At 32.8% G+C, this 24,649-nt stretch carries 20 protein-coding genes and 1 pseudogene; 6 read left to right on the forward strand and 15 right to left on the reverse strand.

The features are described 5' to 3' along the window. Window position 1: 1 nt before the first annotated feature. Window positions 2–229 carry a FeoA family protein gene (locus tag MHI13_RS20290; protein ID WP_002432860.1) on the reverse strand — a complete coding sequence of 76 codons (228 nt, stop codon included), beginning with the start codon at window positions 227–229 and terminating at the stop codon, window positions 2–4. A gap of 204 nt (window positions 230–433) precedes the next feature. Here MHI13_RS20290 and MHI13_RS20295 point away from each other — a divergent pair, with 204 nt between their 5' ends. Further along, complete coding sequence (locus MHI13_RS20295; protein ID WP_002432688.1) at window positions 434–985, forward strand: TetR/AcrR family transcriptional regulator; 552 nt, start codon at window positions 434–436, stop codon at window positions 983–985. Between the two features lie 97 nt (window positions 986–1,082). On the opposite strand, the gene pruA is transcribed toward MHI13_RS20295, so the two are convergent. Further along, on the reverse strand, window positions 1,083–2,627 hold the full coding sequence (gene pruA, locus MHI13_RS20300; protein WP_002432540.1) for an L-glutamate gamma-semialdehyde dehydrogenase: 1,545 nt from the start codon (window positions 2,625–2,627) through the stop codon (window positions 1,083–1,085). A 318-nt stretch (window positions 2,628–2,945) separates the two neighbouring features. Between pruA and MHI13_RS20305 the strand changes: the two genes are divergently transcribed. Beyond that, a complete protein-coding gene (locus MHI13_RS20305) occupies window positions 2,946–4,013 on the forward strand; it encodes an acyltransferase family protein (protein ID WP_002432700.1) in 1,068 nt (355 codons plus the stop codon). A 158-nt stretch (window positions 4,014–4,171) separates the two neighbouring features. Here the strand turns inward: MHI13_RS20305 and MHI13_RS20310 are convergent, their stop codons facing one another. Beyond that, window positions 4,172–4,732: a sugar O-acetyltransferase gene (locus MHI13_RS20310; protein ID WP_002432862.1), complete on the reverse strand. Its 561-nt coding sequence runs from the start codon at window positions 4,730–4,732 to the stop codon at window positions 4,172–4,174. Between the two features lie 82 nt (window positions 4,733–4,814). Next, window positions 4,815–5,684 carry an SDR family oxidoreductase gene (locus tag MHI13_RS20315; RefSeq protein WP_002432492.1) on the reverse strand — a complete coding sequence of 290 codons (870 nt, stop codon included), beginning with the start codon at window positions 5,682–5,684 and terminating at the stop codon, window positions 4,815–4,817. Between the two features lie 197 nt (window positions 5,685–5,881). Between MHI13_RS20315 and MHI13_RS20320 the strand changes: the two genes are divergently transcribed. The 3 genes from MHI13_RS20320 to copZ all read left to right on the forward strand — a co-directional run bounded on the left by MHI13_RS20320 (window position 5,882) and on the right by copZ (window position 9,040). Continuing rightward, window positions 5,882–6,088: a hypothetical protein gene (locus MHI13_RS20320; protein WP_002432535.1), complete on the forward strand. Its 207-nt coding sequence runs from the start codon at window positions 5,882–5,884 to the stop codon at window positions 6,086–6,088. Window positions 6,089–6,394: 306 nt separating this feature from the next. Continuing rightward, window positions 6,395–8,746 (forward strand): heavy metal translocating P-type ATPase, encoded by a 2,352-nt coding sequence (locus MHI13_RS20325; protein WP_241497401.1) that lies wholly within the window; start codon window positions 6,395–6,397, stop codon window positions 8,744–8,746. Between the two features lie 87 nt (window positions 8,747–8,833). Beyond that, window positions 8,834–9,040 (forward strand): copper chaperone CopZ, encoded by a 207-nt coding sequence (copZ, locus tag MHI13_RS20330; protein WP_002432699.1) that lies wholly within the window; start codon window positions 8,834–8,836, stop codon window positions 9,038–9,040. Between the two features lie 61 nt (window positions 9,041–9,101). Here copZ and MHI13_RS20335 read toward each other — a convergent pair whose 3' ends face one another. The 11 genes and pseudogenes from MHI13_RS20335 to MHI13_RS20385 form a co-directional block, all read right to left on the reverse strand. Then, window positions 9,102–11,381, reverse strand: a complete 2,280-nt coding sequence (locus tag MHI13_RS20335) for a CDP-glycerol glycerophosphotransferase family protein (protein ID WP_064210153.1) — start codon at window positions 11,379–11,381, stop codon at window positions 9,102–9,104. A 66-nt stretch (window positions 11,382–11,447) separates the two neighbouring features. After that, window positions 11,448–12,446: a D-lactate dehydrogenase gene (locus MHI13_RS20340; RefSeq protein WP_064210152.1), complete on the reverse strand. Its 999-nt coding sequence runs from the start codon at window positions 12,444–12,446 to the stop codon at window positions 11,448–11,450. Between the two features lie 26 nt (window positions 12,447–12,472). Continuing rightward, window positions 12,473–13,633: an aminotransferase class I/II-fold pyridoxal phosphate-dependent enzyme gene (locus tag MHI13_RS20345; protein ID WP_002432355.1), complete on the reverse strand. Its 1,161-nt coding sequence runs from the start codon at window positions 13,631–13,633 to the stop codon at window positions 12,473–12,475. Between the two features lie 249 nt (window positions 13,634–13,882). Beyond that, window positions 13,883–15,387, reverse strand: a pseudogene (locus tag MHI13_RS20350) (phytoene desaturase family protein). A gap of 12 nt (window positions 15,388–15,399) precedes the next feature. Next, window positions 15,400–16,263 (reverse strand): phytoene/squalene synthase family protein, encoded by an 864-nt coding sequence (locus MHI13_RS20355; RefSeq protein WP_002432329.1) that lies wholly within the window; start codon window positions 16,261–16,263, stop codon window positions 15,400–15,402. 37 nt (window positions 16,264–16,300) lie between these two features. Next, window positions 16,301–17,413 carry a glycosyltransferase gene (locus MHI13_RS20360; protein WP_002432634.1) on the reverse strand — a complete coding sequence of 371 codons (1,113 nt, stop codon included), beginning with the start codon at window positions 17,411–17,413 and terminating at the stop codon, window positions 16,301–16,303. A 6-nt stretch (window positions 17,414–17,419) separates the two neighbouring features. Continuing rightward, window positions 17,420–18,910, reverse strand: a complete 1,491-nt coding sequence (locus MHI13_RS20365; RefSeq protein ID WP_002432709.1) for a phytoene desaturase family protein — start codon at window positions 18,908–18,910, stop codon at window positions 17,420–17,422. Between the two features lies 1 nt (window position 18,911). After that, a complete protein-coding gene (locus MHI13_RS20370; RefSeq protein ID WP_002432875.1) occupies window positions 18,912–19,397 on the reverse strand; it encodes a glycosyl-4,4'-diaponeurosporenoate acyltransferase CrtO family protein in 486 nt (161 codons plus the stop codon). 190 nt (window positions 19,398–19,587) lie between these two features. After that, entirely contained in the window at window positions 19,588–20,289 is a 702-nt protein-coding gene (locus MHI13_RS20375) for a hypothetical protein (protein ID WP_002432753.1), read from the reverse strand. A gap of 444 nt (window positions 20,290–20,733) precedes the next feature. Further along, a complete protein-coding gene (locus tag MHI13_RS20380; RefSeq protein WP_340761899.1) occupies window positions 20,734–22,140 on the reverse strand; it encodes a phosphate--AMP phosphotransferase in 1,407 nt (468 codons plus the stop codon). A gap of 104 nt (window positions 22,141–22,244) precedes the next feature. Beyond that, window positions 22,245–23,303 carry a PTS transporter subunit IIC gene (locus MHI13_RS20385; protein WP_064210150.1) on the reverse strand — a complete coding sequence of 353 codons (1,059 nt, stop codon included), beginning with the start codon at window positions 23,301–23,303 and terminating at the stop codon, window positions 22,245–22,247. A 287-nt stretch (window positions 23,304–23,590) separates the two neighbouring features. On the opposite strand from MHI13_RS20385, the gene MHI13_RS20390 reads away from it, so the two are divergent. Next, window positions 23,591–24,601 carry an alpha/beta hydrolase gene (locus MHI13_RS20390; protein WP_002432494.1) on the forward strand — a complete coding sequence of 337 codons (1,011 nt, stop codon included), beginning with the start codon at window positions 23,591–23,593 and terminating at the stop codon, window positions 24,599–24,601. The last annotated feature ends 48 nt before the right edge of the window (window positions 24,602–24,649 follow it).

Consider the following 24,649-nt stretch of genomic DNA (forward strand, 5'->3'; position numbering starts at 1 on the left):
TCTACTCCTCTAATGCAATTTGACGAGCATCTGATTGTCTAATACTAAGATATTGACCATTGATTTCAATTACACTTGGTCCATTAAATAAGCATTTACGCTTAATACTCACTAGACTGCCCTTCTTTAAACCAAGTGCTCCCAAACGATATAACATGCTTTTATTATTCAGATTGATACTTTTAACTTTATATTGTTTATTTTTCATCCCAGTCATTAAATTCAACATCATACTCACGCTTTCTAACCTTAATTAATAATCATTATCAATAAGAAAATCATATGCCTATTACCTATGATTTACAATATCTACAAAAAGATAAATGTGTCTATTTTTAGAAATAATTATCTATACATAAATCTAAGTTATTGCGTAATGGTTAATGCGACGATATAGTTTAACTATACAGTGTAGATTAGCGAGGTTATATTAATGAATGAACAAGACTTAAGAGTAGTGAAAACTAAAAAGGCGTTATCATCAAGTCTTTATCAATTGTTAGAGAAAAGAAGTTTCGAATCTCTTTCTGTTAATGAAATTTGCGAATCTGGAATGGTTCACCGGACGACTTTTTATAAACATTTCTATGACAAATATGATTTGTTAGTTTATCTATTCAAGTTACTCACTAAAGATTACTTTTCAACCGACTTAAAAGATCGGTTAAATAATCCTTTCCAAACAATTGAAGCTACATTTACGAATAAAGAAGAATTGGAAAAAATCGAAAAGGTACAAAAAGATGATGTATCATTCGGTAAAATATTTAAAGAAGTTTGTGTAGATATTATGAAGGCAGATATTAAAGAAAATATTCATCGTATCTCTGTTGATAAAACAATCCCAGAAGATTTAGTATTTTATATCTATGGTTCTACATTAGATGGATTTATGGAGTGGATTAAACAAGAAAACATTCAATGGCCCGCTTCAGAAATTGATAAAGTTTTCCATAAAGCAATCAACATTAGCATTACAGAATAGATTCTTATACTCTAAAATTGATTAGAAAAAGCCGTCAATAAGAAGCCTTTGAGTCAACACTCATTTTACCTTCCTATCAACGGCTTTATTTATTTTATTAGAACATTTCTGAAACAACTTTTTGTTCTAAGAAATTAAGTAAGTAGTCCGGACTACCTGTTTTAGCGTCTGTACCTGACATTTTGAAACCACCAAATGGATGATATCCAACTACAGCAGCAGTACAACCACGGTTAAGGTAAAGGTTACCTACATCATATTCATTTACAGCTTTAATCCAGTGCTCACGATTATTTGTGATAACCGCACCAGTCAAACCATAATCAGTATCATTTGCAACATCAATTGCTTCATCAAAGCTATTGACTTTAATAAATCCGACAACTGGTCCAAAAATTTCTTCTTGCATAATACGGTCAGCTGACTTAAGACCTGAGAAGATGGTTGGTTCGATGAAGTAACCTGTTGAGTCATCCGTGCCTCCACCTTGTTCTAATTTACCTTCCTCTTTACCAATTTCGATATAATTTTTAATTTTATCGAATTGTTTCTGATTAATTACTGGTCCCATAAACGTATTGTTTTCCGTGTTACCTAAAGTTAAATCTTTAGTTAAATTGACTGCTTTCTCTAAAATTTCATCATGCACGTCTTTATGGATAATTGCTCGTGAACATGCTGAGCATTTTTGTCCTGAAAAACCAAATGCAGACGTAACAATTGCCTCTGCTGCTAAATCCGTATCAACGTTTTCATCTACGACAATAGCATCTTTACCACCCATTTCAGCGATAACACGTTTCAAGAAGTTCTGTCCTTCTTGAACTACAGCACTACGTTCATAGATACGTGTACCTGTTGCACGTGAACCTGTAAATGTTACGAAGTGTGTATCTTTATGGTCAACTAAATAATCTCCAATTTCTTTAGGATCACCAGGTACAAAGTTAACAACACCTTTAGGTAAACCAGCTTCCTCTAAAATTTCAATTAGTTTATATGCTGTAAGTACAGTGTCTTCTGCAGGTTTTAATAGAACTGTATTACCAGCCACCACTGGAGCTAGTGTTGTACCCGCCATAATTGCAAATGGGAAGTTCCACGGTGGAATTGTAACGCCAGTACCTATGGATTTATAGAAATATCTATTATGTTCACCTTCTCGATCTAACACAGGTTTACCTTCTGCTAAATCCATCATTGAACGTGCATAATATTCGATAAAATCGATACCTTCTGCAGCATCGCCTACTGCTTCATCCCATGGTTTTCCAGCTTCATATACCATAACAGCAGAAATTTCTTCTTTGCGACGACGAATAATTGCTGCAACGCGTAACATCAATTCAGCACGATCTTTATGAGACCATTTCTTCCATGATTTATAAGCTTCGTTCGCTGCTTGAAACGCATTTTCTACATCGTCTTTTGTAGCTTTAGAAACTTTAGCAATTAATTGAGATGTATCTGCAGGGTTTAGAGATTCAAACTTGTCACTCTTATCTATTTTTTCACCATTGATGAATAACGGAATATTTTGACCAAGTTCCCCTTTTACCTTCTTTAATACTTCGTTGAAGCGGTCTACATTTTCTTGTACTGAAAAATCAATCCCAGGTTCATTTTTGAAAGGTACTACCATTATCATTAACCCCCTATGTATTATTAAGATTATTAAAATCACAAAACATTGACATACATTTCAAATGATAGTTCATATCATTTACCTTATTCTACTATGTTCACACCCGGTTTTGCAATCGCTTACATTTATATTATCTGAAAAGTCTTAAAAATAATTTGGAGTTAATGTGTCTTTTTATGATTAAATTTACAATTTTATGCATTTCAATTATTTTGTTTAGTAAAAAAGTTGTTGAAAATAAGAAAATTATTGTATAGAATTAATGGTTGAGCCCTATATTCTAAAAAATAAATAAATTCAGAAAGGTATAAACATATGAAAACTTATACATCAGTAATTTTTTGGATGCGCGCCATCGCGTGTTTAAGTATAGTTATCATTCACTCTATTACTACCACTTTTTCAAAAATGCATTCCGTCCCTCATAGTACATCACTTCGTCTATTCCAATTATTATTAATGTTTAGTACGCCAATGTTCGTTTTTATATCAGAATTTTTACTAGCAAAAAATTATGGCTCAAAATTAAAAAAGGGCTTCTTCAAAAATAAATTGATTTATTTGGGCATACCCTACATTATTATTAATTTAAGTATTTCTTATTTTTACTTTAGTCCAAATAATTTACATGAATATTTATTCCATGTTAAAGAAACAATGTTTCATGGAGGGGCTGTTACATATTTTATAGTTATTATTTTTCAATTTTATATACTACATTGGCTATTTTCTAAATATCTAATTGGTTTGAATCCAATTGGGATGATTGTTATATCAATTTTTATCACCACAATGTATTGGGCTATGAGATCCTTTGTATCGCCTCCTGATAATCCTATAATAGCAGCTATTTGGGATCGAGAGGGATGGATGATTTTCATAGGTTGGTTAAGCTATTTTTTACTCGGTTTCTATATAGGCACTTACTATGAAGTATTTATGGAAAGAATAAAAAATTACTCTATTCATATAATTATTGGAGCATTTCTATCAATTCTTTTCATGTTTTCAAATTATTTACTTGGTATTAGCACATGGGTAGAATCTAAAAGAATAGATACACCTATTTATGTAACAATGATTATTCTATTATTTTTCCTCTTTTCTTCCTATATTAAGTATGTACCTAAGTTTATTGTATTTATAAGTAATTACTCCTATTGTATCTACTTAGTTCATTATTTTTTTGTGCATGATTTAGGATTATTAAGCCATAACCCAATTAAAAATGTAATATTCAATACTATAGTTACATTATCTCTAGCTATTACAGTTGGATACGTTTTTAATTTATTTAAATTTGGAAAATATATTGTAGGTGGTATAGGAAAAGTTAACTACACTGCCGTTTATAAAAGTTACAAAAATAATCTTATGGATTAAGATCAAGAATGAAGAGCTTTATCTCATTTTTAAAATTAAAAGACTAAGCTAAAATCATGAGAACGTACATTTAAAAATTAGAGTTTATAATAGAATAAGCAATATAGCCCATAAATGAAATCATAGTACATTTATGGGCTATTCGTTGTTTTTTAATATTACTGCTCAATCTTTCTAATCACTTTACAAGGATTACCTACTGCTAAGCAATGAGGGGGTATATCTTTGGTTATTACACTTCCTGCACCAATAACGGTTCCTTCACCTATCGTCACCCCAGGCAACACAGAAACATGTCCCCCAAACCAAGTGTTACTTCCTACTACAATGGGTTCTGCTAGTTCTAGACCTTTATTACGTTCCTCAAAATTAAGTGGATGTGTAGCAGTGTAAAATCCACAGTTAGGACCTATAAATACATTATCTCCAAACGTGATGCCACCGCCGTCCATTAAATAACAATTGGTATTAATAAATACATTTTTTCCGAACTTAATATTCCATCCATAATCTGTATCAAACGGGATTGAAATCCCCACATTCTCAAGTTTATAGCCAAATAATTTCTCCATTATTTCGTTGCGTTTTTCAACATTACTTGGGCGTGTGTGGTTATATTCAAAGCATAACTCTTTTGCCTGTAACCTATCCTCTTTCAACTCATCATCAAAATTAGCATCGTACCACTGATGTGCTAACATTTTTTCCTTTTCAGTCATGACTATCCCTCAATTCAAATAACAATATACTAAATAAAGCTGAGATAATCATTCATATCTCAGCCTCTAAACATATTTATATTTATGTCGTAATATAATCTCCACCATTAACATGAATGACTTGTCCTGTAATATATGAACTATCTGCTTGAGTTGCTAAGAACACATATGAAGGAGCTAGCTCTGCTGGTTGGCCTCGGCGACCCATTGGCGTATCTCCACCTTGATTTTCAACCTTTTCCTCATCAAATGTAGATGGGATTAATGGAGTATATATAGGTCCTGGTGCTACAGCGTTAACTCGAATACTTTTTTCCATTAATGTTGTCGCAAGAGAGCGAGTAAATGACACTATCGCACCTTTTGTCGCAGAGTAATCAATAAGATGACCTGAACCTCTATAAGCCGTTACACTAGTAGTGTTAATAATTGCGTCACCTTTTGAAAGATGTGGAACAGCTGCTTGAGATAAGAACATCATTCCAAAAATGTTTGTCATAAACGTCTCTTTGACTTGATCAGGCGTAATATCCTCAAAGTTATCTCGTGGGAATTGAACACCACCATTATTTACTAAAATATTTAAACTACCAAAATCTTTAACAACATCATCAATGAGTTTTTTAGATTGTTGCTCGTCTTTTAAATCATGTGCATATGCTTTTGCATCTACGCCTAATTCTTTTAAACGTTTAACAGTGTCTTCAGCATCTTGATGTTCATCATAATAACCTATAGCAACATTTGCTCCCTCTTTAGCATATAGTATTGCTACGGAACGACCGATACCAGAGTCGCCACCAGTAATTAAAGCAACTTTGCCTTTTAATTTACCTGCTGCTTTATATTCATCTAATTCAGCTACTGGCTTAGGATTCATGTCCGCTTCTATACCAGGCTGTCTATCTTGAGTGTAGCCTTTTATTTCTTTATGAAAGTCTAATAAACTCACTAAAAATCAACCTCCTCTATACTTACAAAACACATTCCCATATCGCACAACAAGCAAACACTTACACTATCACATAGAGACTTTATTTATCAGAATAGTTCTAAAGTACGATAGTATTTCAATACTATAGGCTCATGAACTTTAGAAAAAAATCACATATACTATATATTAAGAAAGAAACAAAGGAGCCACCCATTATGAAAACATTACTAAAAGGAGTTATCTCAGTACTTATCATCTTAGGAATAGTTAAAACTTTTCAAGACCACGATATCCTTAACGAAGCCAGCTATTATTATGAACAAGCTAAAAGTGGTGAGCTAGTTCAAGACATCTCAAATTTAGATTTCAATAATTTTAAAAATTTAGATCTAGAAAACTTGAACCCATCAGACTTTTTCTAAGAAATGAATTGATTATTTATAAATCGAAATTGAAATAACAATCAAATAAACATTTACTAACGATATAGCAAACATTCAACTATTTTTACTATCCCTCTATCATTTACGATTGTATATCAATTTCTTAAATATAGATTATATACGCGTACCTCATCGACATTTGATGATGTGCGCGTTTTTTATTACTAAAAGTTAGAAACTATTAAATTGACTTTAATACCTATAAGGGGTATATTGAAATTAAGCAAAACGCAGAAAGAAGGTATACCTTTGTCTAATAAAACTACCACATTGGATATTACCGGAATGACATGTGCTGCGTGCTCTAACCGAATAGAGAAGAAATTAAATCGATTAGACGATGTTACAGCTCAAGTGAATCTAACAACTGAAAAGGCAACAATTGAATATAATGCCGATGAATATCAACCAGAAGCATTTGTAGAACAAATCAAGAAATTAGGTTATGATGTTGCAACTGAAAAACAAGAATTAGATATTACTGGGATGACATGTGCAGCCTGCTCGAATCGTATAGAGAAAGTTCTTAACAAAATGGACGGCGTTCAAAATGCAACAGTCAATTTGACAACTGAACAAGCATTAATTGAATTTTACCCTAGTACAACGAATACGGATCAACTTATTCAAAGAATTCATAAATTAGGTTACGATGCTAAACCAATCACAAATAATAATTTAGAAAAGTCATCTCGAAAAGAACAAGAATTAAAATTAAAACGAACTAAATTAATGATTTCAGCAATCTTATCTGCACCACTTTTACTTGTAATGCTCATTCATGTATTTCCTGTTCATTTACTAGAAACTATAATGAATCCATGGATACAACTCATTCTAGCTACACCTGTGCAATTTATTATAGGTTGGCAATTTTATGTAGGTGCCTATAAGAACCTACGCAATGGTTCTGCCAACATGGATGTTTTGGTGTCTCTCGGCACAAGCGCGGCATACTTTTACAGTATTTATGAAATGATCCGATGGTTACTAAATAAAGTGAATGAACCTCACTTATATTTTGAAACAAGTGCTATTTTGATTACGCTCATTCTATTTGGGAAGTATTTAGAGGCACGTGCTAAATCTCAAACTACCAATGCATTGGGCGAATTATTAAGTTTACAAGCTAAAGAAGCTCGAGTATTAAAAGATAATCAAGAGATGATGGTTCCTCTTAATGAAGTTATAGTGGGAGATACTTTAGTAATTAAACCTGGTGAAAAGGTTCCTGTAGACGGTGAGATTATCAAAGGAAGCACCTCCATCGATGAATCCATGTTAACTGGTGAATCTATTCCAGTTGAAAAGACAATCGGAGATGCAGTAATTGGCTCTACACTAAATAAAAATGGTTCTTTGATCATAAAAGCTACTAAAGTGGGCAGTGACACTGCATTAGCAAATATTATTAAAGTCGTTGAGGAAGCACAAAGTTCTAAAGCACCAATTCAAAGATTAGCGGACATCATTTCAGGTTATTTCGTACCTGTGGTTGTTGGTATTTCATTGATTACATTTATTATTTGGATTATTTTCATTCATTTTGGTCAATTTGAACCTGCGTTGCTTGCTGCGATATCAGTACTAGTCATTGCATGTCCTTGTGCACTTGGTTTAGCAACGCCTACATCTATTATGGTAGGTACTGGTCGCGCAGCTGAAAATGGTATTTTATTCAAAGGCGGCGAATTTGTAGAACGAGCTCACCATATAGACACTATAGTATTAGATAAAACAGGTACCATCACTAATGGTAAACCAAAAGTTACAGATTATGTTGGCGATCAAGATACACTTCAGCTGTTAGCTAGTGCTGAAAATGCATCTGAACATCCTTTAGCTGAAGCCATCGTCAATTATGCTAAAGATCAAAACTTAACACTTTTAGGCAACGAAACTTTCAAAGCTGTACCTGGCCTGGGTATTGAAGCGACAATAAATGGTCATCGTATTTTAGTTGGAAACAGAAAGTTAATGCATGACTATGACATCAATATAACTCAAGAACTCAATAACAAATTAATTCAATATGAACAACATGGTCAAACTGCAATGGTAATTGCAATTGAACGTGAACTGAAAGGTATTATTGCTGTTGCAGATACTGTTAAAGATACTGCAAAACAAGCCATTAATCATTTACAAAATATGAATATTGAAGTAGTCATGCTCACTGGAGACAACAAACAAACGGCACAAGCAATTGCTAAAGAAGTAGGTATAGACCGTGTTATCTCTGATGTGTTACCTGAAGAAAAAGCTGAACAAATAGCTCTATTACAAAAAGAAGGACGAAATGTTGCTATGGTTGGCGACGGTGTCAATGATGCACCTGCTTTAGTTAAAGCTGACATTGGAATTGCAATAGGTACAGGTACTGAAGTAGCTATTGAGGCTGCAGATATTACAATTCTTGGTGGTGATTTACTACTACTCCCTAAAGCTATAAAAGCTAGTAAAGCAACAATTCGCAATATACGTCAAAACTTATTTTGGGCATTTGGATACAATGTTGCAGGTATTCCTATAGCCGCTTTAGGTTTACTTGCGCCTTGGATAGCCGGAGCAGCCATGGCATTGAGTTCAGTTAGCGTAGTGACAAACGCACTGCGTCTTAAAAAGATAAAATTATAAATTCCCGATTACCATTACTTTCATTAATCGGAATAGCGTTTTAAGATTATAATATAGATGAAGATATCGATAAAGGAGTGAAGTCTTATGACTCAAGAAATAATTCAAGTAGAAGGTATGAGCTGCCAACATTGCAAAGATTCAGTTGAATCAGCATTAGCAAACTTAAACGGTGTACAATCTGCCGAAGTTAATTTAGAAGAAAATAACGTTCGTGTAGAATTTGATGATTCAAAAGTGAACATCACACAAATGAAAGATGCTATTGAAGATCAAGGCTATGATGCAAAATAGTTACTAATATAAATGCCTCAGAAAGATAGATAAAATCTTACTGAGGCATTTATATTTTTTATTATATTTCAAAAATCTCTTTTAATATCTTTTCGCAACTATCCGTTGAATCGTTAGTCATTAATAAGTTAATCAATCTGGAATAGTCAACACTTTCATGTTCCACGATTTGTTGAGCTAACATCTCTTCGTTCTTACTGCCTATAGTAAAACTACCATAATCGAATATATTAAAGTAGTAGCCAGTTTCTTTTTGGTATAGCTCTTCATCTTCTTGCAATAATATAATTGGTTTATTTAAATGCGCATAATCAAAAATGGTTGACGAATAATCGGTTATAATACATTCACTGATTAAATATAACTCTTGGATATCAACTAATTCATTAAAGAAACAATGCACGCGTTCATTGATATGACTGTAGCATTTACGTAGAGCCCCTTCATTTGGGTGAAGTTTAATAATAATATCATACTCTGTAGGCAAATAATCTATTAATTTCTCGATATCTATATTAGTAATTGTTTCCCTTTCGTTTCTTCTCCATGTTGGACAGTATAAGATATATTTCTTTTTATCAGATAACTTAAATAGGTATTTAAGTTTAATTCTATTTTGTTCTTCAAGTGTATTATTTTTTAATAAATACGTATTTCTAGGCGCACCATAATTAAGGATGTTTAACTTAGGATTTTTAGAGGTTTGGAAAGCAGACTCAAATAATTTCTTATTTAAATCTGAAGAAACTAATAAATAGTCCCACTTTTTCATTCTAGGAAGAAAATTTTTCAACTGAATCATACGTTCTTTCTTGTTATTAAGATCATTAACCATTTTCTTCATAGGTAGACCGTGCCAAGTTTCTACAAAAACCTGATTTCGATGTTTATACACTTTATCAATCGCATTACCATTTATAAATATATATTTACTTCTACGAAATTTATTAACATAATCGTCACTTGAGATTCTTGTTGGGATAAACCCATTCTCTCTTATTTCCATGTCGACTAATGCATTGACAGAACTTACGAAAATCTCTTTTTCAGGATACAGACGACGAATTGCATGTGCAATATATTTCGGATCACCACTAAATGATTTACCATGAAAACATTCTATAAATACATATTTTTTACTAGGTTTAATTTTATTTAATTTTCTAAGATAAAATGGTCTATGTATAACATGAAATACTTTTCTTATACATTGATAACATTGTCTAGCTCTTTCTTTTAAAGTAACTTCATTTTTATCCTTTTTCAACTTACTTTTTCTTGCTACTGCGAGTTTGTAATTACTATTAAACCTAACTTCCTTAGAATTAATAGCAATATCTATATTTTTTAAGTAAGTTTCGGCATAATTTTTGTAATTAAATTTTTCTTGTAGCATTTCACAGTCTTCTATTCTTTCTTTATCATTATAATTTTTTTGTGCAAATGCTAATAAAATCTCACTATCTTTTTCAATGTCTTTAGTTAAAAATTCAGTACAATGATATGATTGATAAATTTCTTTTAGAAGTCCATCATCTCCACCATATATCAAAGCTCTGTTACCTTTAAAAATCGATTCAATAATAGAATAACCAAGCGTTTCATAAGGGGATGTAGAAATATAAATATAATTCTGAGGTTGGTACCCATTAATGTAGACGTATTTACTCAGATTATAGTAGTTAACCAAGTTTTTATATAATGTTTCTGATGGGCCATAACCAATAATATTGAGTCTGATATTTATCGTATTTTTATTTTTTAATATGTAATTAAATAATTTTATCGCGTACGAAATATCTTTAACTTCATCCTCAAATCGTGATTTAATTAAAAAATGTTTATGTGTATTTTTGGTAATTTTATCAATGGGAATGTGTTCAGTATTCACGTATTGGTTAAAAACATTTTTATAATTAAACCTTTTAATAAAATCCGATTTTATACTTTTAGTACTTACTCTCACACAGTCAATTGTATCTAACGAAAGATCTATATCTTCAGTAATATACTTTAGTGGTCCATGTATTTCTCCAACAATTTTTATATTGGGGTTATATTTTTTAATTAATCTCGAATACTTAAAAAATGCTTCTCTAGTAATAATTAATAATTGAGTTTTTGCTAATTGCTTTAAGTTGTTTAAATAAAAAATATCAACTGAATTGTTCGCTAAGTCTTCCTCTTGGATTAGTAAATCTTTCTGTGCTTGATCGAATTTTTTATAATTAAAATAGTTAACTGTATGTTCATTTTTCAAAAAAGCTTTAATTAAATTGATATTACTTCTAGAAGTTCCCCCTTTGGCAAATATGTTAAAACCAAGTATAGTGATTTGCATTGTTGTTCCATCCTTTATATGTTGTTGAATCATAGTTAGTGTTATTCTTATAAAAGCTCATTTTAACTAATTCACTCTCAGACGAGTATCTCCGGTATTTATGACATCCATAGCAGCATCTAAGGCATCAACAATAAGATTCTCCACTGCTGCTTCAGTATAGAAAGCAATATGCGGTGTTATAATAATATCTTCCCTTTGTATTAATGAGTTTAATAATTCATCGTTCAAATCTTCTCCGCGTCGGTCTGTTGTAAATACACCTACTTCATGTTCATAAGTATCTAAGGCAACTCCCCTTAATCGCCCTTGGTCTAACGCCGATATCAGTGCTTGAGTATCAACTAAAGAACCTCTTGCACAATTTACGAATACCGCGCCCTTTTTGAAGTAACTAAATAAAGCCTCATTAAACAAATGATGATTATATTTTGTAGCTGGAATATGCACAGTCACAATATCCGCTTCTTCAATCGCTTCTTGCAAAGTATCTTTGTAAGTTACATACTTAGCCACATTTTCATTCGGAAATGGATCATACGCTACTACTTCACTACGATATCCTTCGGCAAATATTTGAGCTACAATACTACCTATACGTCCAGTACCAATTACAGCAACTTTCAAATCACTCACAGACTGCGATAAAATCGATGGTTCCCATCTAAAATCGTACTCTTGCATCTTATTTTGAATACGATTTGAATGACGTACGACATTAACAGCTTGAGTAACCGCAAATTCAGCAATACTACGTGGTGAATATGAAGGCACATTGGAAATAATTAGATTATATTTAGTCGCTAAGTCTAAATCATAATCATCAAATCCAGCACTTCTTTGAGCGATTTGTTTTATCCCAAATGATTCTAACTTCTTATAAATTTCTTCAGAGATAGGTAAAGTTTGAGATAATGAGAGACCGTCACTACCTGAAACTGTCTCGACATTATCTTCTGTTAGTTGCTCTCTTGATAAATCAACTTCTATATTATTACGCTTAGACCATTCTTCAATATAAGGTAAATCCTCATCTCTAACACTCATAATTTTAATTTTAGTCATTCTCAATCATCCCCTCTGATTAACATTTAGCCATTATACATGTTGGCAAGGTCTGTTAATCTCTCTGTAGCTTCTTCTAGTTGCTTATCGTCTAATGCAAGAGAAATACGCACATAATGCTTGCCGTTTTTCCCAAAAGGTATACCTGGTGCTACTAAAATGGATTTCTCTTGCAATAAAAACGTTTCAAATTGTTCACTATTATACCCTGGTGGCGTACGCAACCAAGAATAGATGCCACCTTTAGAATGAACAAATGGTAATTTTGCTTCTTTAAGTTTTGCTTCAAATGTGTCACGTCTTCGTCTAAATGTTTCATTTTGTTGTATCAAAAAATCATCATAATTATTTAAAGCATACGTGGCGGCATCTTGTAATGCTCCAAACATGCCAGCATTAGTATGCGTTTGATACTTTTTCAAAGCTTGAATCATGTCTTTATTTCCTACAGCAAATCCGACTCTAAATCCTGACATATTATATCCTTTGGATAAGGAAAAGATTTCGATAGCGACATCTTTACCATGTTCCGATGCAAGAATACTTGGGTTTTTATCATCAAACCCAAAGGCACTATATGCAAAGTCATGTACAATTTTAGTATCTGTATCTTTAAATCGTTGTACTGCTTCATCAAATACGGATTGTGTAGCTGTAGAACCAGTAGGATTATTAGGGTACGTTAAATAAGTTAATTTAGTGTCTTTTAATACTTGTGGATCAATTTTATTCCAATCAGGTAGATAATCTGGTGGCTCTAGTTCTAGGGGTACAGGGTTAGCATCTGCTAACATGACGCCAGCTAAATAATCAGTATATCCTGGATCTGGTAAAAGCACCGTTTCGCCAGGATTGACTACACACGTTGGTAATGCAACTAAACCATTTTTAGTGCCATATAAAATGCAAACTTCTTCGTCTTTATGAAGTGTGACATCATATTGTCGTTCATAAAAATTTACAATGGCTTCTTTAAAAGACTCTTTCCCGTGAAAAGCACCATACTTTTGATTTTCAGGAATACGTAACGCTTCAGAAAAATGGTCAATAATACCTTTAGGTGTTTCTCCATCGGGAATTCCTACCGCCATATTAATAAGCGGAAGAGGTCCATGTTCAACTTTACGCCCCATTGTCTTTCCGAAATAACTATCAGGGATTGCAGCAAGTCTATTTGAAATTACCATTATAAGCCCCCTTTATTAAATCTCGATCCTCTTATTATTATCAATTTTATCAACAAGATTAATTATGTCAATATTAACAATTTTCAGATAAGTGAAGTTAATTATCTCCCTTTCCCTAATTCTAGAATAACGGTAATTATTATGAATCAGCAAAAAATTCCCACTAAATATATAAAAAATCCATAAACGAATGATTTATTTTCAAACATTTATGGACTCTTTTTCAAATTGAATGACTCCTAATTTTCACTAAATATTATTGTCTATATCTTTCAACATTTCATTTACAGTAATTTTAGCGCTAGTTAATACAATAGGTACTCCAGCACCAGGATGTGTACTCGCTCCAGCAAAGTATAAATCTTTGTAATCTCTCGAAACATTTGGAGGTCTGTAGTAGTTACTTTGGGCTAATGTCGGCATTAAACCAAATGCTGTACCAAACTTCGCATTATAATCATTTTCAAAATCGATTGGTGTATAAACAGTTTCAGATATAACATGTGATTTTACATCCTCTAATACGTCAATTGTCTCTAATTGACGATAGATAATATCTTTAACTTTCTTAATCACATTTCCATCTTTCCAATCAATATGACCTGTTTTTAATTCTGGCGTAGGCATTAAAACATAGATACCGGTTTGACCTTCAGGTGCCATACTCCGATCTCCAACTGCAGGCACATAAACGTAAATAGATGGATCTTCAGATAATGAACCGTTAAATATTTCATCTATGTTTTGTCGGAATTGTTGGGAAAAAATGACATTATGTAGCAACATCTCGCTAGTCACATCTTTATCAATACCAATATACATTAAAAATGCAGAACAAGAATAATCTAATTTTTCAATTTTACTAGGTTTATATTTTTTTACGGGTGAATGTGAAGGCATCAATTTTTCCGCTGCATAAGGAAAATCTGCTGTACATAATACTTTATCGAATCGTTGCACAAGACCATTAACCCTTACGCCATCAGCACGCTTATATTTAGGGTCGATGATGATTTCTTCTATATTAGAATTTAATTGAATATTCACATCTAAATCTTTATTTAATTTAACAAGTCCACGTGTTAATCCATACATGCCCCCCTTAATAAAGTGAACACCAAACATCATTTCTACCATAGGAATAATTGAGTATAAAGAGGGGCCACGTTTTGGATCAATTCCTATATATAACATTTGAAATGCTAATAATTTTTGTATTCGTTCATTATCAATATAATTTTCTATTAAATTATCAGCATTGTTTAATGTTTTTAATTTCAAACCTTTAATAAGCGAATCTACATTATAGAAATCCGTAACCTTTCTATATGTTTTCTCTAAAAAATGATAGCGCGCAATTTCATATCGCTTGTAAACATCAGTTAAAAATGACATAAACCCATGTGTCGTACCTGGTTCAATACTTTCAAGCGTTTCTTGAAGTTCGGCTAAATCAGTAGGTACTCTTACTTTGTCATTTTTCCCAAAGTAAACATCATAAATATAGCGCAATTGTTCCATATCTACGTAGTCTTCAAATTTCTTACCGCTTTCTTCAAATACTGCCTTGTATACCTCGGGAATCATCACGATAGAAGGACCTTTATCAAAGGTAAAGCCATCTTTTGTGAATTGACTCATTCGACCACCTGGATACCCATTTTTTCAAAAATTGTTACATTATTACCTTGCGAAGCAAGTCTTGCTGCCGCTGCTAATCCAGTGACGCCCGCTCCTATTACAGCAATATTCATACTACATTCCACCTATAAATGATATTTCTTTTTTATTGTTTTATACATTTTTACCTTATCTAATTTAGAAACGTAGACACGACGATGTAATGTATAGGAAGCTTTTCTCACTTCATCTAATATGCCACGGTAAATAATTGAAGCTAATTCAATAATTGGTTGCGCTTCTTTATTGAAAACACCAAGATTTGATAGTGCAATATCATAGTCTTCTTGAGCTAGTTTCGCATGATGCTCCCATAAATCAACATATTGCTGTGACACTCCATTGTTAAAATCATTTTCAATAGAGACATCAAATCGAGACAAACTCGACTTACTGAAGTAAATTCTGTCATTCTCAAAATCTTCACCTACGTCTCTTAAAATATTGGTTATTTGGAGTGCTTCTCCTAGTTTACGCGCGATTCGATACGTTTCTTCATTTGGTTGCTCTGCTAGTACAGGAGTTAATACTTCTCCCACTGTACCTGCTACGCCATAGCAATAGTTTAATAATTCATCATCAGTTTCAAACATCTCAAAATCCTGATCTTCATATACAGTTTGAATGAGATTATAAAAAGATTGATATTCAATTGTGAAATTTTGAGAAACTGTATACAAAGCTTCCATAATCATTTGATTACTTTTAAATTCGTAGTTTTCAACGTCATGATTTTTCTCGATAGTTATAATATCGTCGTGTATATTTTTAAGTATTTGAGGATCTTCATATACGTCAATACTGTCATCTATAATTCGACATACTGCATAAATCGCCCATACTGCTTTGCGTTCATTTTCAGGTAAATAATCAAAAGCATAAGAAAAACTTTTAGAATGTTCTTTCATAATTTGATGGCAGTATTTAAAGTTTTTTTCATTCGATGTCATGGAATTCCTCCTATAATTTAATGGCCTAGTTTAAAATTCAACTTATATCAAATGTACGACCCTTCCATTTTACCTTTTTTGAAAAATGAGCGTGTCGCCATGAGTTTATAAAGATAATAATAAAGAACACAAACAAAATTGGATGAAGAATGAGCAATATTATCGAAAAAGCACCCACTCTTCTATGTAAACTTACAAATTCCCATGTATATAAAATATAAACAATTCCGGAAAATATTAACGATATCGGTTTAGCAATCCATCCAAGTAGTAAAGCCATTGTAGATGTGAGTGAGCCCATTAACCACATTACAATCGCCAACATTACTTTAGGTTCAGTTTGATTGGCTCCTACTGAAAAATGCTTTGTCCATCCTTGTATAAGTGAGCGAAGTCCTTCTTCATACATGCGAAACTTAACATATTCACTACCTTCGTATACAGTAACTGGCAAGTCAGATTGACTAAATGCCTCTCCTAATGCAAAGCCTTCTATAATAGTGTTGCGCGCATTTTTATGACCACCTGTTTTAAAGTAGTCCTCTTTATTCATTATTGTGACAGGCCCAAAAGCCGTATAATCATTAGATTTACCCGCTAAACTTGAAAATCGATTCATTCCGACAATCGTCATTAAATTAAAGATAGCCGAAAGACTCTCATAAAATTTAAAAGTCTCATGGTAAGGTTGAATACTTAATAGTCCTTGATTCCCTTGCTGAGCAAATGAATTTAATATCGCCTCAATAGCATGACTATTAAAGATGACATCTGCATCAACAAACATCATTAATGGCGTTTGAACATGTTGGGCTCCTTGATAGCACGCATGAGATTTACCATACCATTGGCTATCTTCTTTAGTTTCATAAACAGTTGCTCCATAAGCTTTAGCAACCTCACTCGTCCCATCTTGAGACGCATCGTCCATAACTATAATTTCATAGATGCCACGTTGCTTAGTCAAAGATCTTAACAAGTTTGGTAACCTTTGAGCTTCATCTCTAGCTGGTATAATAACTGTTAATTCATTGCTATGAATAGTACTATGTTTCGAGCGAGATAATGTATGTCTTCTATTATATATAAATTTTCCACAAATTAATGAAATAACAGATGCTAATGATAAAAGGAGTTGTATAAGTTTCAATTCTTTCTAACTCCTTCCCGCTTCAATAGCATTAATTTTGTCTGCAACTTGCATGCCACTTAACGTTACCATTGGCATACCTCCACCTGGATTTACAGAGCCTCCCACAAAGAAGAGATTGTCAAAGTACTCACTTTGCTTAGGAAATTTAAACCCTTTATTTTTCTTCTTATCTGCGACTACACCATATATGGCCCCTCTATTTGAACGATAATTATGTTGGATATCCTCAGGCGTCCAAATATCTTCATATATAATATGCGCTCTTAAATCAGTCAGTCCCATTCGTTCTAATTTCGTTAGCACACGTTCTTTAAACGCTGCATATTCCTCTTTTTTAAATGGTTTATCTTGAATATAGGGTATATGTGGTAAGACTTTAATATTTTCATATCCTTGTGGCGCTTGTTGTTCATCCGTTTTATTAACATTCACTAAATAGATTGTCGGATCTTGAGGTAATACCTTTTGATGGAATACTTCATCATAGTTTTTCTTAGAGTCCTTTGAGAAAAAGAAATTATGATGAGCAAGTTGAGAATAGGATTTGTCTATCCCTAAATGTAATACATAACCTGAGCTTGCAGGTTCATATGTTCTTTCGAGTTGGTCAATTTTTTGTTGATTAAAATGCAATAACTCTCTATAGGTAGGGATGACCTCCATATTGGAAATTATATAATCCGCTTCAACATACTTCCCACTACTTAAACGTACGCCCGTAACGCGTTGATGATACGTTTTAATATTTTCAACAGCAACCCCCATTTGTATGTCCACGCCTTCTTCAATAGCCAATTGTTTTAGCGCTAGTGCCAATTTATGAATTCCACCTTTGACATACCATAATCCTTGTTCTTGTTGCATATGAAATAACATTGAGAGAACTGCAGGTGCATCATAGGAAGAAGAACCTACATACTTAATAAAGTAACCTAGCATATCTCTTAATTTAGGATTCGAAATATAACGGTTAATTGCTTGTTGCATTGTTGAAAAGTAATCAAAACCTCGCAATGCTTTAAAAGGTCCATGATATTTTATAATTTCACGTAACGTATCTAAGCCAAAATTGAAATATCCCTTTTCAGTAAAACGATGTATACGCTTAGTATATTTTAAATAATTGTCGAGTTCCTTCTTATCTTCTTGACCTAACTGCAAATTATTAAGTAAAGTTGCTTCAGTATTTTCATATAGATCAATGATTTCACCATCAGGAAAGAAACTCCGCCATTGTAACGGCAATCTTTCAATTTCGATATAATCAGCCATATTTTTCCCGCTATAGTTAAAAAGACGCTCAAATATGTATGGCATGGTTAAAATAGATGGACCTAAGTCAAAGCCAAAACCCTGTTTTTCTAGACGATTCACCTTTCCACCAATATGATTATTTTGCTCAAATAATGTTACTTTATACCCACTTTGAGCCATTCGAATAGCAGCGGATATCCCTCCTAAACCACCACCAATAACTAAGATGGATTGAGTCATATTACTTACCTCGCTTTTCAATTATACGTATTAAACGTTCGATTCTTGGACGATTATATCGTTGTGCTACAATCACTGGAAGATGGCTAAACAATACGTACGCAATGTTAATCATTTTGATGTACCGTGGAGCTTTAACAAATAGCCACACAGGTAAAATGGAAATCCAATGTATCAATTCTGCACGTCTCATTTCCAATAATAAGCGACGCGTCTCTTCAATATTTACTGATAACTTGCTTTTATCATAGATATCCTTATTAATTTGAGCACCTTCAGGTATCAATCTTTTCCACTTACTTACCTTTAAAGTACGATCCCAAAGTTCACCATTTTCTTCCCATTGGAAAGATCGAAATAAACAAGAATACTTTTCAAAAAATGATTTAGGGATACGTGCACCTAAATGTGCAATAGACATTTGAACGACAAACCAAAATAGACTGTGCAAAATAATAATGCGAGTTATAGATTTAATAGCTTTCATACTTTCACAGCTTTCTATTTACAAGTAAAACCTTAAATAGTTATTCGATTATATTCCCTCTCATATCAGATGCGAAACGCAAATGCCATGTTATTCTACACTACTAAAAAATTGCATAAAAAAAGAGGATGACATATTGTCATCCTCAAAGATTATAACTCGAATTGTCTTTCCAGTTATAAACTATATCTTACCACCAACCGTTAGCTTCACGGAAAGAAATTGCGTTACCGATTGAACCATAACGTTCTTTAGCGTAGTTAATCATACCTTTAGTTTGGTTAGATACTGAACCGTAACCCCAAGATTGGTTAGTTTGACCTAAACCATGGTATTGACCGTTAGAAGCGTTAACGTTACCACCTGATTCAGGCATTACAATAGCGTTCCATAATTCTTCAGTACCACCAGCAGCTAAGAATTGAGCTTTAGTAGAACCACCAGTTGAAGCTGAGCTTGATGGTGCTGAGTATGAAGTTGTTGAAGTGCTGTAATTATGAGTTGAAGTAGTTGGAGCTGAAACAGCTTTAACACTTGTATTGCTTGATTGTTGGTTTGAACTTACTGATTGGTTTGAACTTTCTTGGCTGTATGATTCAGTGTAATCAGCTGATGATTGAGTAGTTGAACCAACTTGAGCATAGTTCCATGACCAGTTAGTGCCATTAGAAGTGAAGTTGTATTGGAAACCATTGTTTACGAAGTGGATATCGTAAGCACCAGCTTGAACTGGTTTAGAGTTTAATTGTTCTGGGTTGTGTTGAGCTAAATCAGCTAAGTGAGCTTGATCTACGTTAGTAGTTTCAGAAGCGTGAGCTTCGTTACCTGTTAATGCATAACCTGCAATTCCTAAAGATACTGCTAATGATGAAGCGATAACTGTCTTTTTCATAATATAAAATCCTCCAAATATGTTTTAAAATTAAAATTTGTAAATTATATTCTAAGTGTTTGATTTCGTTGTGCTACATTGAAAATGTTTTTTGTTAACTTTTGACGGTATTCACTATACCACAAAAATCTCGTTTGTATATTACACGTTCCTTACAAAAAATTACAATAGGAGTTTAATTTTGTAATCTTGAAACAAAAACATTTCTCTTTGTAACATATAATTTCTTAAAAATCGTTTAAAATTACATTGGTATTTGTGGTTTTACATTACTTTTTAGGTTGGTTTGACCCATCTTTCAAATAGTCTGTAATATTACAGATTTCATTTTTGTTACACTACCGTAATAATTCTATAATCTAATTTGACCCAACAAAAAAGTAAAAAAGATGAATTTCAAAGAAATATTCTTGAAATTCATCCTCTGATACAACTTTTTCTTATCTATAAAACGTCTTCGCATCTTTTAATAATCGTTTTGAGAACTTCGAGACGACTTGTTTTTTTATGATCTGCTTTTATCACATGCCATGGCGCTAACTTCGTATTCGTATACTTAATCATATCTTGACTGGCTTCTAAATACATATCCCATTTTTCTCTATTACGCCAATCTTCGTCTGTAATTTTCCATTGCTTATTTGGATTTTGTTCTCTATCTTTAAAACGTTGCAATTGTTCTTCTTTATCTAAGCATAAAAAGAATTTGATAATTATGGTACCTTCATCCGTCCACATTCTCTCGAACTGATTAATTTCATCATATGCGCGTTTCCATTCATGATACTCTGCAAATCCTTCGACTCGTTCCACCAATATTCTTCCATACCAACTGCGATCAAAAATTTCGATGTGTCCTGATTTAGGCATTTTTTTAGCGAATCTCCATAAATAATGATGATTCTTTTCAACATCTGTAGGCGCACTGATTCCATTAACTTCATAACCAGTCGGATCTAACTTTTCTCTGATACGTTTAATATTCCCACCCTTACCTACAGCATCCATACCTTCGAATACTAAAACTAAAGGGATTTTACGTTTGTACAACGCAAATTGAATTTCTCTCATACGGGTTTGTAATTCTACTATTTGATGTTGGTAATCTTTTTTCTTAATTTTAGATTCTTCAATATTAAATAACGACGTTGAGAAATGACTATTAAATTCTCCATCTATATATTCTTCATGTTTTTGGTATTTTTCAAGCGCATATTCTAATCTTTCTATTATATGTAGATACATGTTTGTTATTGCTTGTTCTCTAACCGTATAATCAATAACTTGCCAATCATTACAATTGTGTATAATACGTCTCATTTCATTTAAATAAACATCTTGGGATATTACCTCCTCATATTCTTGAACCTTCCATCTCATCAACGGGTTACTTTTAGTTTGTTGAATATGAGCTTGACGTTTCTCTTCATTTATTTCTATAAAGAACTTAATTATTTCATAATTATCTTTCTTTAACATTGATTCGAAATTACTAATTTGTTTAAGTAATGAATCATAATTAACATATTGATGATGTTTGATTTTATTTTCCTTATAATCAAGATAATGTGAATACCAGCTTCTAAAATAAATGTTGATGTCACCTTTTTGTGGCAGAGTATCCCAATATTTTTGTAAAAATTGATATCTTAAATCGTATGTTTCTGGAGATTTCGTAGCGATAAAGTTTGTATACTTCGCGTCTAATTGAAGTAATAAATCATTTGATAAACGTGTCTTACCAGACGCGGGTATCCCTTCAAAAATAATCATGACAGGTATACCTAACTCATGGGTCTTTCTACTTAACTGCGCCACTTTCAACTGTAGTGTGTCGATGTGATGCGACATGTTTTCACCCTCTATATTTTTATTACAATAAACATCTAATTTTACACTTTTATTTTAGCACAGAAAAATCTCCTCAATGTATCACACATCGAAGAGACTCTACTCTATCCCATAAATTTAAATATATCATTACGATATAGATGAATTACTTTCCGTAATACTAAATCTAAAATCCAAGCAATTAAAAACGGCACTACAAAAAACGCAACTATAATCAGTAACAGACTTAACCATACTGAATCAACATGCATAAATTTAAAAGCATTAATAGGTCCTACCATACCTATAAATCCGAAGCCCGCTGATTCCTTTGTTCCACCAATACCAATGATACCTGATGCGATACCTGATAATGCTGCTGTGATAAGTATTGGTACCATAATCACAGGATACTTGACCATATTAGGCATCATCATTTTTACGCCACCAAAGAAAATTGATAAAGGAATGCCTAAGCGATTCACTTGGCTCGTACCAATAAGAAGGACAGCTTCTGTAGCAGCAATACCTATTGATGCCGAACCAGCTGCAATACCTGATAGGCCAATTGCCATTGCAATTGCGACGGTTGATAATGGCGATATAATAATAAAGCTAAATACCATAGATATCAACATACTCATAAGGACAGGCTGTAATTCAGTAAAGCTATTCAACATATTTCCAATACCTGTAGTAATTAATCTCACATAAGGTAATGTAAAAATACCTATCGTTGCTGATAGGCCGCCTACAATTGTCGGAAAGACTATAAGGGCCATACTTCCTACACGTTCTTCAATTAATAATATGAATAATACTGCAATTGCAGCTGTAATCATCGTATTAATAAGGTCCCCTATACCTGCGATGATCCATACACCATTTTTAAATTGAGCTGCACCACTTCCAACATAAGAAGCACTAGCAACTACGGCAATTGCCAATGGTGTTAAATTAAATTTCATAGCAATAAGTGCACCGATAAGGGCCGGTACAGTAAATTGGATGGCTTGCACGACTCCTAGTAAAGTTTTAAAAATAGGCTGATATTGCATTAAATATTTAAAAATCTCTCCCAAAATCGCATTTGGAACGAGTCCTGCGACAATTCCAATTGCTACCCCTGATAAAACTCTAAAAATAAAATCCTTTGGTCCGTCGATATTTCTAATAGCTGACATGACTTAAACCTCCCAATGTGCTGAGTAATAATTATGTATAAAGACAAAGTCTTGATTCGCAAAGTATGATTCAAGTAAATGATTCTTAGATGCAATAACTTAGAGGGATATTTAATGATATTCATACACGCGTCTCAAGACTATGTGTAATAGTATATAACGTTTTCAGAAAATTTAGATAATTATTTTTGCTATTATCTTACAAATTTTCAAATTATGCGAAAACCGTATGATTTAATATTTACACGAAGATATACTACAATCATTGACACAAGGGAGGTAACGTTATGTGGAAAAAAATTGCATGTTCTGTTGGTGCCACAACAGGTGCAGCTATTGTGGGCTCTTACTTATATACTAAATTAATTGAAAAACGTAGTTATAAGAGCTTTTTAAAAGAAAAATTTAATCATGTTTCACGTGGCAAACAATACTTTATTAAGCCGAAGAAGATTGATCAAATGCTTAAAATGGCTCAAATCGAAAATAGCAAACCTTTCAAAGCCACAAAATATAGATTTAAGCATAGAGTAGATATACGAGAATATTATGGTACACATACGTACTATGTTAATCATCAAAATGATCCACATCAGTTAAAGATTTTATATATGCATGGTGGTTCTTGGGTCGCAGGTCCATTCAAAGAGCATTATCAAATGATGGATCAACTTGCTACTGATTACAACGCAGAAGTTATTGCACCTATATACCCTAAAGTGCCTCAAAGTGGCAAACGCGCAACATTTGATTTAATGACTCATATTTATCGTAATCTTTTAGATTCTGTGTCTTCATCCGATCAAATTATCATTATGGGAGATTCTGCAGGCGGTAATATCGCATTAAGCTACGCGCAGTATCTTAATGAAATTAATTTACCTCAACCAGGTCATATTATCACTATATCACCAGTGGTTGATGCCACATTTACTAATCCAGAAATACCTCATTACGAAAAGGTAGATAGTATGATTGGTAAAGAAGGACTTAAAACATTTGCTAAAATATGGGCTGAAAGTGATGAGTTAGACAATTATAAAGTATCTCCAATTAATGGAGACTTTAACAATCTCGGTCACATCACTCTTTCAGTAGGAACACATGAATTACTTTATCCTGACGTAATTAAGTTATCTCGTAAATTAAACTCTGAAGGAATTAGCCATAATTTACTTATTGGAAGTCATATGCTTCATGACTATGCGATTCAGAATATTCCAGAAGCAAAACAATTCAGAGAAAACTTAAGATATATCATCAATGACAATCGAAAAATTAAAGATAATATTATTTAAGATAAATGATTCCCTAAGAAAGATATTATTTTTACTCTTTCTTAGGGA

The sequence above is a fragment of the Staphylococcus sp. FSL K6-0223 genome, from assembly GCF_038008285.1.

What these genes read in the sequence shown, in the direction of transcription:
- MHI13_RS20290 (WP_002432860.1), bottom strand. Translation starts at nt 229, where the DNA reads ATGTTGAATTTAATGACTGGGATGAAAAATAAACAATATAAAGTTAAA.
- MHI13_RS20295 (WP_002432688.1), top strand. Translation starts at nt 434, where the DNA reads ATGAATGAACAAGACTTAAGAGTAGTGAAAACTAAAAAGGCGTTATCA.
- pruA (WP_002432540.1), bottom strand. Translation starts at nt 2,627, where the DNA reads ATGGTAGTACCTTTCAAAAATGAACCTGGGATTGATTTTTCAGTACAA.
- MHI13_RS20305 (WP_002432700.1), top strand. Translation starts at nt 2,946, where the DNA reads ATGAAAACTTATACATCAGTAATTTTTTGGATGCGCGCCATCGCGTGT.
- MHI13_RS20310 (WP_002432862.1), bottom strand. Translation starts at nt 4,732, where the DNA reads ATGACTGAAAAGGAAAAAATGTTAGCACATCAGTGGTACGATGCTAAT.
- MHI13_RS20320 (WP_002432535.1), top strand. Translation starts at nt 5,882, where the DNA reads ATGAAAACATTACTAAAAGGAGTTATCTCAGTACTTATCATCTTAGGA.
- MHI13_RS20325 (WP_241497401.1), top strand. Translation starts at nt 6,395, where the DNA reads ATGACATGTGCTGCGTGCTCTAACCGAATAGAGAAGAAATTAAATCGA.
- copZ (WP_002432699.1), top strand. Translation starts at nt 8,834, where the DNA reads ATGACTCAAGAAATAATTCAAGTAGAAGGTATGAGCTGCCAACATTGC.
- MHI13_RS20335 (WP_064210153.1), bottom strand. Translation starts at nt 11,381, where the DNA reads ATGCAAATCACTATACTTGGTTTTAACATATTTGCCAAAGGGGGAACT.
- MHI13_RS20340 (WP_064210152.1), bottom strand. Translation starts at nt 12,446, where the DNA reads ATGACTAAAATTAAAATTATGAGTGTTAGAGATGAGGATTTACCTTAT.
- MHI13_RS20345 (WP_002432355.1), bottom strand. Translation starts at nt 13,633, where the DNA reads ATGGTAATTTCAAATAGACTTGCTGCAATCCCTGATAGTTATTTCGGA.
- MHI13_RS20355 (WP_002432329.1), bottom strand. Translation starts at nt 16,263, where the DNA reads ATGACATCGAATGAAAAAAACTTTAAATACTGCCATCAAATTATGAAA.
- MHI13_RS20365 (WP_002432709.1), bottom strand. Translation starts at nt 18,910, where the DNA reads ATGACTCAATCCATCTTAGTTATTGGTGGTGGTTTAGGAGGGATATCC.
- MHI13_RS20370 (WP_002432875.1), bottom strand. Translation starts at nt 19,397, where the DNA reads ATGAAAGCTATTAAATCTATAACTCGCATTATTATTTTGCACAGTCTA.
- MHI13_RS20375 (WP_002432753.1), bottom strand. Translation starts at nt 20,289, where the DNA reads ATGAAAAAGACAGTTATCGCTTCATCATTAGCAGTATCTTTAGGAATT.
- MHI13_RS20380 (WP_340761899.1), bottom strand. Translation starts at nt 22,140, where the DNA reads ATGTCGCATCACATCGACACACTACAGTTGAAAGTGGCGCAGTTAAGT.
- MHI13_RS20385 (WP_064210150.1), bottom strand. Translation starts at nt 23,303, where the DNA reads ATGTCAGCTATTAGAAATATCGACGGACCAAAGGATTTTATTTTTAGA.
- MHI13_RS20390 (WP_002432494.1), top strand. Translation starts at nt 23,591, where the DNA reads ATGTGGAAAAAAATTGCATGTTCTGTTGGTGCCACAACAGGTGCAGCT.